This window comes from Pseudoalteromonas maricaloris (assembly GCF_024746855.1).
Classification (GTDB): domain Bacteria; phylum Pseudomonadota; class Gammaproteobacteria; order Enterobacterales; family Alteromonadaceae; genus Pseudoalteromonas; species Pseudoalteromonas maricaloris.
Genome location: NZ_CP024625.1, coordinates 804084 through 819413, shown reverse-complemented (window position 1 = coordinate 819413; position 15330 = coordinate 804084). Strand labels below are relative to the sequence as shown.

10 protein-coding genes and 1 tRNA gene are annotated in these 15330 nt (G+C 43.7%); 5 read left to right on the top strand and 6 right to left on the bottom strand.

All coding sequences use genetic code 11. From position 1 onward, the window contains the following. Positions 1-14: 14 nt before the first annotated feature. On the top strand, positions 15-1847 hold the full coding sequence (locus CTT31_RS03325; protein WP_211859278.1) for a DUF885 domain-containing protein: 1833 nt from the start codon (positions 15-17) through the stop codon (positions 1845-1847). A gap of 400 nt (positions 1848-2247) precedes the next feature. Here CTT31_RS03325 and CTT31_RS03320 read toward each other — a convergent pair whose 3' ends face one another. The 4 genes from CTT31_RS03320 to CTT31_RS03305 form a co-directional block, all read right to left on the bottom strand. Continuing rightward, positions 2248-4050, bottom strand: a complete 1803-nt coding sequence (locus CTT31_RS03320) for a sensor histidine kinase (RefSeq protein ID WP_260491981.1) — start codon at positions 4048-4050, stop codon at positions 2248-2250. 44 nt (positions 4051-4094) lie between these two features. Next, on the bottom strand, positions 4095-5486 hold the full coding sequence (locus CTT31_RS03315; RefSeq protein ID WP_260491980.1) for a sensor domain-containing diguanylate cyclase: 1392 nt from the start codon (positions 5484-5486) through the stop codon (positions 4095-4097). Between the two features lie 517 nt (positions 5487-6003). After that, the gene (locus tag CTT31_RS03310) at positions 6004-6135 is read right to left on the bottom strand and encodes a hypothetical protein (protein WP_260491979.1); all 132 of its coding nucleotides are present in this window, start codon (positions 6133-6135) and stop codon (positions 6004-6006) included. 541 nt (positions 6136-6676) lie between these two features. Beyond that, a tRNA-Leu gene (locus CTT31_RS03305) sits at positions 6677-6761 on the bottom strand. Positions 6762-7078: 317 nt separating this feature from the next. Here CTT31_RS03305 and CTT31_RS03300 point away from each other — a divergent pair. After that, entirely contained in the window at positions 7079-7576 is a 498-nt protein-coding gene (locus CTT31_RS03300; protein ID WP_069020908.1) for an RDD family protein, read from the top strand. A 93-nt stretch (positions 7577-7669) separates the two neighbouring features. Here the strand turns inward: CTT31_RS03300 and lptG are convergent, their stop codons facing one another. Further along, positions 7670-8737 (bottom strand): LPS export ABC transporter permease LptG, encoded by a 1068-nt coding sequence (lptG, locus tag CTT31_RS03295; RefSeq protein ID WP_017217017.1) that lies wholly within the window; start codon positions 8735-8737, stop codon positions 7670-7672. Then, entirely contained in the window at positions 8734-9846 is a 1113-nt protein-coding gene (gene lptF, locus CTT31_RS03290) for an LPS export ABC transporter permease LptF (protein ID WP_039494438.1), read from the bottom strand. The genes lptG and lptF overlap by 4 nt, the downstream gene beginning before the upstream one ends. 196 nt (positions 9847-10042) lie before the next feature. On the opposite strand from lptF, the gene pepA reads away from it, so the two are divergent. The 3 genes from pepA (at position 10043) to CTT31_RS03275 (ending at position 15309) form a co-directional block, all read left to right on the top strand. Next, complete coding sequence (pepA, locus tag CTT31_RS03285) at positions 10043-11554, top strand: leucyl aminopeptidase (protein ID WP_010377415.1); 1512 nt, start codon at positions 10043-10045, stop codon at positions 11552-11554. Between the two features lie 438 nt (positions 11555-11992). Continuing rightward, complete coding sequence (locus CTT31_RS03280; RefSeq protein ID WP_010377414.1) at positions 11993-12439, top strand: DNA polymerase III subunit chi; 447 nt, start codon at positions 11993-11995, stop codon at positions 12437-12439. Positions 12440-12459: 20 nt separating this feature from the next. Continuing rightward, complete coding sequence (locus CTT31_RS03275; RefSeq protein WP_260491978.1) at positions 12460-15309, top strand: valine--tRNA ligase; 2850 nt, start codon at positions 12460-12462, stop codon at positions 15307-15309. Positions 15310-15330 lie beyond the last annotated feature (21 nt).

The following is a 15330-nucleotide window of genomic DNA, read 5'->3' as shown; positions in this document are numbered from 1 at the left end:
TAAAAGGGTATAAAATGCGTAAATTAACCATTTTAGCAGCAGCGGTAAGCGTCGCGCTTTTTGCTGGCTGTCAACAAACCACACACTCTCCAGCACCTACTCCAAAAGCTGAACAACAAGTCGTAAAAAGTGAAGTAGAAAAGGCGAACGCACTTTTTGAAGCGTCGTTTACCCGTGGCGTAATGCGTAGCCCAGTTTACCAAACTTATATGGGTATCAAACAAGACTACGACAAGTGGGATGACGGCAGCGAAGCGCGCCAACTTGAAGATCTTGAACTGACGAAACAAGACTTAGCTGCGCTTAATGCAATTGATCGCAGTAAGCTAGATGCCAATACGCAAGTGAGCTACGACTTATTCAAGCAAGGTCTTGAAAACACCATTGCTGATTTTAAATGGCGTTATCACTCATATCCGGTAAATCAGATGTATGGTACACACTCAATGGTGCCTGCATTTTTAATCAACCAGCATCAAATTACCGATGTGAAAGATGCCAAAGCCTATATCTCACGTTTAAACGGTGTACCGGCTGTATTTGATCAGCTCATCGTTGACTTAAAAGCGCGTGCGGACAAAGGTATTATTGCACCGAAATTCGTTTTCCCTCACGTCATTGAATCAAGTGAAAATATCATTAAAGGTGCGCCATTTGCTGCGGGTGACGACTCAACGTTACTGGCTGACTTCAAACGCAAAGTAGCAACACTTGAAATCAGTGAAGACGAGAAGTCAGTGCTGGTAAAAGAAGCAACTGACGCGCTAACAACAGCAGTAAAACCTGCTTATAACAAGTTGATTGGCTACCTACATAAACTTGAGAAAAAAGCAGACAAACGTGATGGAGCATGGAAATTTCCTAACGGCGAAAAATTTTATAATAACGCCCTAGCACGTACGACAACCACAGCATTAAGCGCTGAAGAAATTCACGAAATCGGTTTATCTGAAGTGGCGCGTATTCATGACGAAATGCGAGCAATCAAGGAGAAAGTGGGCTTCAAAGGCGATTTAAAAGCCTTTATGGAGTTCATGAAAACTGACAAGCAGTTTTACCTTCCAAATACAGAAGCTGGTAAGGCACAATATTTAGCTGAAGCCAAAGCGATGATCGATAATATGAAGTCACGCTTGGATGAGCTGTTTATCGTTAAGCCAAAAGCGGACATGATAGTAAAACGCGTAGAGGCATTCCGCGAAAAATCTGCTGGTAAAGCTTTCTACCAGCAACCTGCGCCTGACGGATCACGTCCTGGTGTTTACTATGCAAACCTTTACGACATGGAAGCGATGCCGACTTACCAAATGGAAGCCTTGGCTTATCACGAAGGTATTCCGGGTCACCACATGCAGATCGCGATTGCTCAAGAGCTAGAAGATATGCCTAAATTCCGTAAGTTTGGTGGCTACACTGCATACATCGAAGGTTGGGGCTTATATTCTGAGCTCGTACCAAAAGAAATGGGTTTATACGAAGACCCTTATTCAGATTTTGGTCGCTTATCGATGGAATTATGGCGTGCGTGCCGTTTAGTAGTAGACACGGGGATCCATGCAATGAAGTGGACACGTCAAGAAGGTATTGATTACTACGTAAATAATACACCTAATGCTAAGTCAGACGCAGTGAAGATGGTAGAGCGCCATATTGTTATGCCTTCACAAGCTACAGCGTATAAAGTGGGGATGTTGAAGATCTTAGAACTTCGTGAAGCCGCTAAGAAAGAACTAGGCGATAAGTTTGATATTCGTGAGTTCCACGACGTCGTACTGAAAAATGGCCCAGTTCCACTAAACGTGCTTGAATCATTTGTTGATGAGTGGGTAGCGAGCAAAAAAGGCTAATACCTACTGCCAATGAACCGAATAAAAGCCAGCATGATCAGTCATGCTGGCTTTTTTACTTTATTTACCTTACATAAGCTGTATTCAGATAAGCAAATCCGCATAAGAAATAACGGCCGCTAGAAAGCGAGTTGTTATCCCACGCTCCGGTTACTTAACCTGAGGTTTGGATAAGGAATGAGCTAACTAATTGCTTTTAAACTCACATTAAACTATTTCCTTATCTAGCCAGAGAGTTTTGGGGATAACCCCGCTCTCGCGTCCTGCTACCGCCCTGGTACCTACATCCTGTAGGCAAGACGAATTCACTTCCAATAGCTAGCTATTGGAAGTGAATTCAACGCAGTTAGCACAAAAACTGGCTGCTAGAAAGGCGTTAATTATCCGAAGCTCAGGTTACTCACTCTTCTGTAAAATTAAACTCTGTTCCGGTTAAAATAATATGTAAGCAGGCACCGCCATGCGCAGGACTTTGCATTTTGATTTCACCCTTCAACTTCTGTGTTACTAAGTTATATACGATACTCAAGCCAAGCCCTGTCCCTCCCGAAAAACGCTTCGAAGTAACGAAAGGCTCAAAGATAGCGGGCAATAGCTCTTTATCTATTCCCGCGCCGTCATCTTTAAAATAAAAATGGATATAATCATTAATTAATACGGTAGATACCACAATATTGAGCTTTTGCCCGTCAATCTTGGCGTGCTTGATGCAATTGTTAATACTGTACCCAACAACTTGGCTAAACACCGACGGGTAGCTGATCAAAGTTAGGTTTTCGGGGATTTCGAGTTCAATGGCATAGTCTTCTTGGTTTAATTCTGATTGGTAGCAATCAAAGACATTTTTAACTAAATGCTTAAGGTTGAACGTGCTCTTTTCTTCAAACTCTCGATTCACTGCCACAAGCTTAAAATCATCTACCAGCGAGGCTGTGCGGTGGAGGTTATTTTCTAATAAATATAGCGCGGCTTCTGCCTCAGTAATTAGTGTCGTCAAGGTTTGCCGCTGTAACTTACCAAGTTCAAGTTGCGATTTTAGTGTCGCGACTTGCTCTTTTAAATGCGATTGGCTGGTAATAGCAACACCAAGAGGCGTATTAAGCTCATGAGCAAAGCCACTCACCATATTTCCTAAACTCGCCATTTTGGCTTCTTCGATTAAGCGTTGCTGCGCTGCGCTTAGGCGCGCAAGCAAGGTTTCAATAAATGCTAATAGGTCATCAAGTTGATGAGCTATTTGTGCAATCTCATCGTTACCGTCAATATTCACCCTTAAGCTAAAGTCCTCAAGCTTAGCTACTTTTACGAGTACTTTATTGATAGCCAGTATATGCCGTGTGACTTTGCTATTTTGATAATTCAGTAAGATAAGCACGGCAATATTCATCAGCACAATTAAAATAAGACCATATAATATGATACTTTCTTTACGTTCTTGTGTAACGGCTTGGGTACGGATTGATACTAGCTCAAACTGGCTTCTTAATTTTTGCTTCTCGGTGAATAGCTCCGCACGAACGCCTTCACCATCGTGCAAACCTAGCTTTCGCAAAATAGCAACATAGCTTGCAAAACCCGCTTCATAACGTTTAAGCAAATTGCTTATCTCTTCACTTAGCGCGCTGTCTTTGATTAGTTGCTCAGCATGCATGACGAGTTGTTCATGCTGCTGCAAATAACTTAAGTCAGCTCTTAACAAAAAGTCTTTTTCTCTACGCCTTAATTCCAATATGGCAATTTCCAACTGAGGTATAGCTTTACCAGAAATTCGATCCTGCAAAGCATGAGCGCTACCTCTGAACTCACCATAAATACCTGCATTTTCGTCATAGCCGAGCTGTTCATGCAAGCGGATAAGTTCATCTAGTTTACCAAAGTAAGCTTTTGACAGTTCATCGAGCTGTAATAGCAACGGCAGCAAGGCCTCTTCATTGGCCATAGAATTAAGCAAGTTACTAAAGCTATCCTGATAGCTGTACTTTAATTGTGGGATGGCAGAAACATCATCTTTTTGTGCTCGAATAAGAATGTGCTCTTCTTGATCTATGGTTCGTTGTAGAGCGGTTTGCAGCTGAGTAAGTTGTGCAGTAAGGCGGGCACTACGACTCACTTCGTAATACAAGAACCAACTGACGAAAATGATCACAATCGCAGAAGTCAACGCGGCAATTTTGAAAAATAGAACTGACTGCTTTAGCTGCACGGCACATTCTCACTTAATTGATACTCTGTAAGCTTAGTATAGTTCTAGTGGGTTTCCTGATTTGTTTCCAAAACCTCACTTTCTTTTTGCTGTCGTTGCGACAGATTTTTATCGTAATACATGCTGTGGTCGGCGCGAGCCATGAGTTCAGAAACACTATCTTGATTTGCTGTAGGGAAAGCATAACCAACGCTCACCGTCGTTTGAATAGTGTGTCTATCAACTTGTAGCGGTTGCTTTTCAACCTGCTCCTTAATATTTTTTATAATTGAGTTAACCAAAGCGTCTTCTGATACTCTGTGCAAAATAATAACAAACTCGTCCCCCCCCAATCGCGCAATAAAGTCGTACACACGCACTGAGTTCATCAAAATTGACGAGACATGGAGTAACAGCTTATCTCCCACTTCATGACCAAACTTATCATTTACTTGTTTAAAATTATTTAGATCGAGGTTAAGCAGCACAAATGACGGTTGCTCTGAACGACCAAGTAACGTATTGAGTTGCCTAATCGCATAGCGACGGTTGGGCAACTTAGTTAAATCATCTTGCAACGAGGCGGTATGTGCTAAGTGATACGAACGATAGAGTACTAATAACGAGAGAAACAATATTGAGGCAACAGCAGTAACCAAAATCTGAGCTTGTTGCCTTTCCTCCGCATAGGTGTTCTCGTCTATTTGATAATCAGCCACAAGCTGCCATTCACCAGATGGTAAATTGATTGGGATGACTAAATCTGGTGTTTCAAACAAGGTAGCAGAGCCATAAAATACATCCCCCTGTTCACCTAGTCCATCTCGACCTCGAATCGCTAAAGTGGCACTGTCCAACTCGTTAATGCCACTGTATTCAAGCAGCTTTTGATAATCTAGAACTACACTAATCGCGCCCCAGTAGTTTTCATTCCTCGGATAATCTGAAAACACAGGAAACCTCGCTATCAATGCTTCACCGCCTTGTACTAGCTGCAATGGACCGGCGATAAATACCTTTTGAGAGGCTCTTGCAATTTCAACGGTGCGAAACTGTTCAGGGTTAGTACGAAAATCGAAACCGATAGCCGCTCGGTTCCCTTCAACTGGATAGACATGACTGATGATATTATTTGGCGCGAGACCGACATGGCGAATCAGCGTCGACTTTTCAACGGCTTTAGCAACCACATGAGACCAATGCTCAATTGCAAAGTCAGGATCGATTGTAACAAAAGTCGCTAAACTCTCAGCTAGATAGGTGTCCATAAATATGGCGTTTTCAATTTTAGCGCGGACAAGTGAAATGTTAGACCTTACCGTTTCGGTTCTTTCGCTTACTTCCTGAACCACAATAGAGTGAGAAATAAGATTTACCGCGTAGAAAGTCAAACTCCAGAACACGATGGTAAACAACGATAACAGCACTATGGTTTGCTTTTCTACGGTTACCTTCATCGCCTCTCTTGCCTAATAAAATCTAGCTGCTTAAATCTACAATAAACCAATTTAATTACAAAAGCATAGGCAATTTACCGAAAACTGCCAGTTTTGTGAGGAAGTAACTGCCGGTTTAGAATAATGGGTTGAACCGTGGAGGTGGCTTGATTTGTAGCGACGAATAGCACCTGTGGTGTGACGCTTGCTTAAATCAATTCATCGAGATAAGAGCAATTCGTTCGTCAAGATAAGCCCAATTAGTCGAGATAAATCTCGACCTACAATTCAGGCATAAAAAACCTTGCTAAAAAGCAAGGGTTATAAAAAGTGGTACCAGTGGGTGGACTCTTAACCTGTATTAGCGCCACCCGCGTGGCGACCAAGTCCAGTTCCACAAGGCTGGTCTGTAGAGAGAAACCAATCCATTGAGATAAGACTAATTCGTTCGTCGAGATAAATCTCGACCTACAATTCAGGCATAAAAAACCTTGCTAAAAAGCAAGGGTTATAAAAAGTGGTACCAGTGGGCGGACTCTTAACCTGTATTAGCGCCACCCGCGTGGCGTCCAAGTCCAGTTGCACAAGGCTGGTCTGTAGAGAGAAACCAATCCACTGAGCCAATTAATCTAATTCGTCGAGATAAATCTCGACCTACAATTCGAGGCATAAAAAAACCCTTGCTAGAAAGCAAGGGTTATAAAAAGTGGTACCAGTGGGTGGACTCTTAACCTGTATTAGCGCCACCCGCGTGGCGACCAAGTCCAGTTCCACAAGGCTGGTCTGTAGAGAGAAACCAATCCATTGAGATAAGACTAATTCGTTCGTCGAGATAAATCTCGACCTACAATTCAGGCATAAAAAACCTTGCTAAAAAGCAAGGGTTATAAAAAGTGGTACCAGTGGGCGGACTCTTAACCTGTATTAGCGCCACCCGCGTGGCGTCCAAGTCCAGTTGCACAAGGCTGGTCTGTAGAGAGAAACCAATCCATTGAGATAAGACTAATTCGTTCGTCGAGATAAATCTCGACCTACAATTCAGGCATAAAAAACCTTGCTAAAAAGCAAGGGTTATAAAAAGTGGTACCAGTGGGCGGACTCTTAACCTGTATTAGCGCCACCCGCGTGGCGTCCAAGTCCGATACCATAATTTCAAAGCATAAATTCAAGGCATAAAAAAACCCTTGCTAAAAAGCAAGGGTTATAAAAAGTGGTACCAGTGGGCGGACTTGAACCGCCACGCCCGAAGGCAACGGATTTTGAATCCGTCATGTCTACCAATTCCATCACACTGGCATAATTTTTCTTTCATCTTCTAAAACAAGAGAAAATAAAGAAAAACCACTTTGAGCTCAGGCTTTTTTTATTTGCCTTCGTCTCTATGCTTTGCATTATACAAAGGCGATTAAGAACGGCAAGTAATTTTTTTGCAATAAGGCGTTAACTGCTTGTTATTTGCGCACAAGCTGTTAAATATTGCCCTAAAGTCAACTTTATTCCTGCTAAAACGGCAAGGGCAAGGCGTTGCTAATCCATTAGTTAACGTAATTCAGTAAACGTTTTATCGGTTTATGTGTAAAATACTCCGCAACCTTGTAATTATGAGAGTTGTTATGTCACATTTTGCTCCAGCGAATTTCAGCCGTCGCTTGGCTTCACTTATATACGACAGCTTAGTGGTCGTCGCGTTCGCAATGCTGACTACCGTGTTATTTTTACTAACCATCAATGCCTTAATTTCATTTAACCTGCTCGCGCTTGGCAATCATGAAGACGTATCGGCGCTGATCCAAGCGGATCCTATCTTATATACACTTAGAGCTATGTTATTGGTGCTGGTTTCGGTGCTGTTTTTTGCCTATTTTTGGACTAAGAGCGGCCAAACTATCGGCATGCGCGCGTGGCGCTTAAAAGTGCAAACCCCTGACGGAGCACTGTTAACTTGGCCAAAAGCAATCGCTCGTAGCCTATGCGCGCTACTTGGACTGGGTAATCTGATAGTATTGTTAGACTTTAAAAAGAAAAGATCGCTCCAGGATATGCTGTGTGGCACTGAGGTAGTGGTACTGAGCAAAGAGGAAAATAAAAAGGTGTATAACAGCTTAGACTAATCTAAGCTTCAAATAGCAGCCTATTCCATTAGCCATGTCCATAAAAAATATAGGCCTCAATATGAGGCCTATATTTTTACTTAATTCAAAACGTTAATTTTGTTTCTTCAGCAGATGGATAGCCAATCCAATAAATAACAAGCTTGGCATTAACGCACCAACTACCGGTGGAACTTGATATACCATCACGATAGGGCCAAAAATTTCATTACTCAGATGGAAAGCTAAGCCTGTTACCACGCCCATAATAATCCGCGCGCCCATGCTCACCGTCCTCAATGGCCCGAAGATAAATGACAAAGCCACCAGCAGCATTACCCCAATCGTCAGCGGCTGCATCACCTTACGCCACAGCGCGAGTTCATAGCTACTTGAATCTTGCTCATTTTGCTTTAGATAAGCGAGAAATGACCATAACCCTGTAAAAGACAAAGCATCGGGCTCTATCGATACAACACCTAGCCTGTCTTCACTTAATTCAGACTCGTAGAGCATTGATTTTGAATAATGCGTTGTAATTTGCTGTTGATCGATATGCACTTCTTCCACATCTTGCAATTGCCAGCCGTTAGATATGCTTTGCGCCGACTGAGCGCGTACGATTTTTGCTAGTGTTAGTGAGTCATCGAAATAATAAATTGCGATATCTTTAAGCTTACCGTTTTTTTCAACATTACCAATGTTAATAAAATTGCCGCCGTCTTTCGCCCAAACACCACGCTGAGCGCTGTAGACTTCACCGCCATAAATTGCTTCGTTTTTTAACCGTTTTGCGGTTTGCTCCGCTTTTGGTGCGCCCCACTCTCCAAGCGCCATCATCAGTAATGCCAGCACCACTGCCGTTTTCATCACCGACATGATAATTTGAAAACGCGACCACCCAGCCGCTTGCATAACAATTAGTTCACTGCTTGAGGCAAGTGCACCAAGACCAATCAGGCCACCAATCAGCGCAGCCATCGGGAAAAAGACGACGATATCGCTTGGCATGCTGTAAATGGTGTAGAGCATGGCACCGAGTAAATCATAGCTGCCACGACCAACCGAGCGCAGTTGCTCAATAAACTTTATAAGCGTATTGATCCCAACAAAAACTAATAGCGCGAAACCCGTGGTTTGTAAGATGCTACGCCCTAAGTACCAATCTAGCGTCTTCATCATACCGTCGTCTCCCGTTTGATAAATACCGAGCGCACCCACACACCAAAAGGTCTTCCTTTCGCAATTAAATAAACGCCGATAAAGAGTACACTTAGGTGGATCCACCAGAGACCAACTGAAGCTGGCACTTTTTCTTCAGCTAACAAAAACTTGCCTGCATTGAGTAAAATGAAATAACCCAAATATAGCGTAATTGCTGGCACGAGCTTAGCGAACTTGCCTTGTCTTGGGTTTACCACACTCAAAGGAACCGCCAGTAAAGTGAGTAGCAAAATGGAAATGGGCACCGATAATCGCAACTGAAATTGTGCTTTTGCTTCTGGCGTATCCATTTCAAGTAACTGTAAGCTTGGAATAGCCTCTAATTTACGGCGCTGGTGTTCAATTTCTTGTTCTTTAATTTGCACTTGATAAGTACCGAATTCAGTGCGATTAAGTGCTTGGCTGAAACCATCGGTCTCGTACCGCTTACCTTCATGAAGGAGTAATTGCTGCTCACCACTATCAAGCTCAATCACTTCACCTTTTTGCGCATACACTAAACGAGCGGCTTGATTTGAGTCTTTCTCGGGCAATTGCGCGACAAACACTTTGTCTAATTCGCGGCCTTGTTCGCTAATACCGTGAACAAATACCACCGCTTTTTCATTGCCCGTTTGCTGAAATCTACCGGCTCTGAGAGTAGAAAGCCCCGATTCCGCATCAGCTTGCTCTCTTAATTGGTACTCTTTTTCGCTCGCCCAAGGCGCAATATACATGCTCACACAAGCGGCCAGTAATGCAAAAAAGACACTGGAGACTAAAGTTACCCTAACGACATACCACTCGCTGACCCCGCAAGCGCGTAGCACCGTCATTTCACTGTCGGCGTAGATGCGACTATAGGCTAAGATGATCCCAAGAAAGAGACTAAGCGGTAAAATATATCCGGCCAACTGTGGCAGTTTCAACGCAAGCATAGCAAGTACTAACTTACCCGGTATACTCCCTTCAGACGCTGAGCTCAGAATGAGTACAAACTTTTGTGACAAAAATATTGTCATTAAGGTGAGAAAAACCGCAACCTGAGATTTTAGTACTTCACCCGTTAAATAGCGGAAAATAAGCAATGTTCGTCCCTATAAAACGTCTTGTTTCACTGGAATAGTGGGAAAAATTGAGTAAACTGATTATTTTAGTCACTTTATTATATGTCAATGCGCCGGAATATCCTACCTAAGGTTAAAGCATATTCATGACTTTAATGTAGGAAAGTGTGTTGGCGTAAAAAGTTCAAAATGACATGACAAAGACTCAGGAGTCGCAATGGAATTCAGCGTTAAAAGTGGTAGTCCAGAGAAACAGCGTAGCGCATGTATTGTTGTAGGTGTATACGAGCCACGCCGTCTCTCACCAATTGGTGAACAGCTGGATAAAATAAGCGAAGGCTATATCTCAAATTTACTCAGACGTGGTGATCTTGAAGGCAAACCAGGACAAGTTCTACTTCTTCATCATGTACCAAATGTACTCAGCGAACGCGTTTTGTTGGTGGGTTGTGGTAAGGAAAGAGAGCTCGATGATAAACAATACAAACAAATCATCTCTAAGACCATCAATACGTTAAATGAAACTGGCTCAATGGAAGCGGTATGTTTTCTGACCGAGCAACATGTTAAGGGCCGTGATACTTACTGGAAAGTTCGCCAAGCGGTCGAAACCACGCAAGATTGCCTGTATACCTTTAATCAACTAAAAAGCAAAAAGAGTGAGGCTAGACGCCCGCTACGTAAAATCGTCTTTAACGTACCAACGCGCCGTGAATTAACAATCGGTGAAAGCGCTATTGAGCACGGTCTTGCTATCGCAGCTGGTAGTAAGTTGTGTAAAGACGTTGCGAATATGCCACCAAATATCTGCAACCCTCGTTATTTGGGCGAGCAAGCACAACAGTTGGCTGAAGACTTTGATAACGTTACCGTAAACCTTGTTGGTGAACAAGAAATGGAAGAGCTGGGTATGCACTCATACCTAGCAGTTGGCCGTGGTAGTCGCAACGAGTCAGTGATGTCGGTTATCCACTATAACGGTGGTGACGAAGGCCAAGCACCAATCGTATTCGTGGGTAAAGGCTTAACATTTGACTCGGGTGGTATTTCTATCAAGCCTGGCGAAGCGATGGATGAAATGAAATACGACATGGGCGGAGCCGCAGGCGTACTTGGCTTAATGCGAGCTGTCGTACAAATGCAACTGCCACTTAATGTAATTGGTGTTTTAGCTGGCTGCGAAAATATGCCAGGGGGCGATGCTTACCGTCCGGGCGATATTTTAACCACTATGTCCGGTCAAACCGTTGAAGTACTCAATACGGATGCCGAAGGCCGCTTAGTACTGTGCGATGCGCTAACTTACGTTGAAGCATTCGAGCCAGAAACCGTTGTCGATGTAGCGACATTAACGGGGGCATGTATCGTTGCGCTTGGTAGCCATGCGACAGGTTTATTATCTAACCATAACCCGCTTGCCCATGATTTGCTAAAAGCGTCAGAACAAAGTGGCGACAGAGCGTGGCAACTGCCGCTTTGGGATGATTATCAAGAACAACTTGAAAGCCCATTTGCTGACTTTACGAACTTAGGTGGTCGCGCAGCTGGCACAATTACAGCCGCGTGTTTCTTGTCTAAATTTACGAAAAAGTACAACTGGGCGCATTTAGACATCGCAGGTACTGCATGGCGCAGCGGCAAGAACAAAGGCGCTACAGGTCGTCCTGTGCCTATGCTGATGCAATATTTACTTAACCGCGCCAATATCACGGACGCACAGCAAGACTAATAGTCTAGTCGCGACATAAAGTCGCTGCTACACAAGGTTAATCCAAACCGTAGCAGCGGGTTTACCCCGCGACTATATCCCGCACCAAATTAACACTACAAAGCTACTAAACCACTAAACCACTAAACCACTAAACCACTAAACCACTAAACCACTAAACCACTAAACCACTAAACCACTAAACCACCTCAACATGCACTTCCCCCACTTGCCATATTTTATTCTTCTTCTCTTGCTTCTTGATTGATGGTATTGCCTTTATATGGCAGAATACAGGCTTATTTATGTGCATTTAAGTGGCGCTATAATTAGTTTTAAACTAAGCCGCGCATACTGATTTTCTTCGTCTACGCTATCACGGTAAACAAGATTACAGATATTGAGCAGCTGTGGAGCCTGTGGCAAACCTCAGTACTCCTCGCAATTGGTATTATTATCATGACTATCAAAGCGCGCTTTTACGTGTTAAAACAAAACGATGAGCCGGGGATTAGCGTTCCGGCTCATTTTGATCTGGCAGCACAAACTGCGGCGAGCTTATATCAAGCTGGACACCGTATCTTTGTTAACGTCGATAATACTGACGATGCTCATTTATTCGATGAGCACCTTTGGTGTTTTGACGCAGACAGGTTTGTGCCCCACAACTTACAAGGCGAAGGCCCCAAAGGCGGCGCACCGGTGGAAATTGGCACTATGCCTCCTGCTGCTCGTCGCCCCGTGCTTATTAATCTAGCTCGGGTCGTCCCTGACTTTATTCGTCGCTTTGAACAGGTGATAGATTTTGTGCCTGTTGAAGCCAGCGCTAAGCAAGCCGCACGAGAACGCTTTAAGCAACTTCGTGCACTTGGCGCAACAATTTCCACTGAAGACATTGAGAAATAGCATTTTTAGGGTTCTGTGTAATGGATAAAACCTACAATCCACAAGATATTGAACAGTCTTTGTATCAAGACTGGGAGTCAAATGGCTACTTTAAGCCATCAGGCAATGGTGACGCATACTCGATTATGATCCCACCGCCGAATGTCACAGGTAGTCTACACATGGGCCACGCGTTCCAAGACACTATCATGGACACTTTGATCCGCTATCAGCGTATGAAAGGCAAAAACACGCTATGGCAAGTGGGTACTGACCACGCTGGTATTGCAACTCAGATGGTTGTTGAGCGTAAGCTTGCAGCCGAAGAAGGTAAATCACGCCATGATTTAGGCCGTGACGAATTCATCAATAAAATCTGGGAGTGGAAAGACCAATCAGGTGGCACAATTACCAAACAGTTACGCCGCTTAGGTGCGTCTGTAGATTGGGATAGAGAACGCTTTACGATGGATGACGGCCTGTCTGAAGCGGTAAAAGAAGTATTCGTTCGCCTATATCAAGATGACTTAATCTACCGTGGTAAGCGTCTAGTTAACTGGGATCCTAAATTACACACTGCGATTTCTGATTTAGAAGTTGAAAATAAAGACAAGCAGGGTCATATGTGGAATTTGCGCTATCCACTTGCGGATGGCGTAACCACTAAAGATGGTAAAAACTACATTATCGTAGCAACCACTCGTCCAGAAACCATGCTTGGCGACACTGGCGTTGCAGTAAACCCGGATGATGAACGTTACCAAGACTTAATTGGTAAAGAAATTCAACTTCCTATTGTCAACCGTCGTATTCCTATCGTTGCTGATGAACATGCAGATATGGAAAAAGGCACGGGCTGCGTAAAAATCACGCCAGCACACGACTTTAACGATAACGAAGTTGGTAAGCGCCATGAGCTGCCAATGATCAACGTGTTCAACAAAGACGCAGCAGTTCTGAATACGGGTGAGTGCTTTACTTTTGATGGTAAGCCACTTGAAGCGATGGATGCACCAATTCCAGAGCGTTTCCACGGCCTTGACCGTTTCGATGCGCGTAAGCAAATCATTGACGAGTTTGAGCAGCTTGGTCTACTTGAGAAAATCGACGATCACAGTCTAACCGTTCCTTACGGCGACCGCTCTGGCGTAGTAATCGAGCCACTACTTACCGATCAGTGGTATGTTCGCGTTGCACCTCTTGCAGAGCCTGCTGTAAAGGCGGTAGAAGATGGCGATATTCAATTTGTACCTAAGCAATACGAGAACATGTACTTCTCTTGGATGCGTGATGTTCAAGACTGGTGTATTTCCCGTCAGCTTTGGTGGGGCCACAGGATCCCAGCATGGTATGACAGCGAAGGTAATGTATATGTTGGTCGTGACGAAGCTGAAGTTCGTCAAAACCATAACCTGGATGCGAGCGTAACGCTGACCCAAGATGAAGACGTACTAGACACTTGGTTCTCTTCTGCACTGTGGACTTTCTCAACGTTAGGTTGGCCTGAAAACACAGAAGATCTAAAGGTATTCCACCCTTCAGATACCTTGGTTACTGGTTTCGACATTATCTTCTTCTGGGTAGCTCGCATGATCATGATGACCATGCATTTCATCAAAGATGAAGATGGTAAACCTCAAGTTCCATTTAAGACCGTTTATGTGACTGGCCTTATTCGCGATGAAAATGGCGATAAGATGTCTAAGTCAAAAGGTAACGTGTTAGATCCACTAGACATGATTGACGGTATCGATCTTGAGAGCCTAGTGACTAAACGTACTGGCAACATGATGCAACCACAGCTTGCGGCAAAAATCGAAAAGAATACGCGCAAAACATTTGTCGATGGTATTGAAGCACACGGTACTGATGCATTGCGTTTCACTCTTGCAGCAATGGCGTCAACGGGACGTGATATCAACTGGGATATGAACCGTCTTGAAGGTTACCGTAACTTCTGTAACAAGCTTTGGAATGCTAGCCGTTATGTATTGATGAACACAGAAGAACAAGACTGTGGCTTCAACGATAACGAAAAAGTGTATTCTCTAGCGGATCGTTGGATTTTAGGCCAATTCCAAAATACGGTTAAGGTGTTCTCTGAGCACTTGGATAACTATCGCTTTGACCTTGCGGCAAACACCATTTATGAGTTCACATGGAACCAATTCTGTGACTGGTATCTAGAGCTAACTAAGCCAATTCTATTTAAAGGCAATGAAGCGCAGCAGCGTGGTACACGCCATACGCTTATCACCGTATTAGAAGGCTTACTTCGTTCGATGCACCCACTAATGCCTTATATCACAGAGACAATTTGGCAACGTGTAGCACCAATCGCTGGTGTCGAAGCGAAGACAATTATGCTTGAAGCGTTCCCAGTATTCGACGAAAGCAAAGTTGATGCGCAAGCGATGGCTGATCTTGAGTGGGTGAAGCAGTTTATTATTGCTATCCGTAACATTCGTGGTGAAATGGACATCAGCCCAAGCAAGCCGCTAAACGTGTTACTTACTGGTGCAAGCGAAGATGACAAACGTCGTCTAGAAGAAAACCAAGCTTTCTTAAGCGCTCTGGCAAAACTGGAAACGGTAGATTTGCTTGCAAGCAAAGACGAAGCACCAGCTTGTGCGACTGCGTTTATCGGCGACCTTGAAATCATGATCCCAATGGCAGGTCTGATTGATGTAGAAGCAGAACTTGCGCGTATTGCTAAGCAGCTTGAAAAAGCAGAAAAAGGTCTTGAGCAGGTTGAAAAGAAACTCGCAAACGAAAAGTTTGTAAGTAACGCACCAGAAGCAGTACTTGCTAAAGAGAAAGCAAAATTAGCTGAGTTTAGCGATGCAAAAACTAAGCTACTTGAACAAAAAGCCAAGATAGAAAGCTTGTAATCGCTTTCTATCTTTGCTGGT

Excerpts from the sequence above, each read along its gene's own strand:
- CTT31_RS03310 (WP_260491979.1), bottom strand. The coding sequence starts at position 6,135 with ATGCCTCGAATTGTAGGTCGAGATTTATCTCGACGAATTAGATTAATT.
- CTT31_RS03275 (WP_260491978.1), top strand. The coding sequence starts at position 12,460 with ATGGATAAAACCTACAATCCACAAGATATTGAACAGTCTTTGTATCAA.
- CTT31_RS03325 (WP_211859278.1), top strand. The coding sequence starts at position 15 with ATGCGTAAATTAACCATTTTAGCAGCAGCGGTAAGCGTCGCGCTTTTT.
- CTT31_RS03280 (WP_010377414.1), top strand. The coding sequence starts at position 11,993 with ATGACTATCAAAGCGCGCTTTTACGTGTTAAAACAAAACGATGAGCCG.
- pepA (WP_010377415.1), top strand. The coding sequence starts at position 10,043 with ATGGAATTCAGCGTTAAAAGTGGTAGTCCAGAGAAACAGCGTAGCGCA.
- CTT31_RS03300 (WP_069020908.1), top strand. The coding sequence starts at position 7,079 with ATGTCACATTTTGCTCCAGCGAATTTCAGCCGTCGCTTGGCTTCACTT.
- CTT31_RS03315 (WP_260491980.1), bottom strand. The coding sequence starts at position 5,486 with ATGAAGGTAACCGTAGAAAAGCAAACCATAGTGCTGTTATCGTTGTTT.
- lptG (WP_017217017.1), bottom strand. The coding sequence starts at position 8,737 with ATGATGAAGACGCTAGATTGGTACTTAGGGCGTAGCATCTTACAAACC.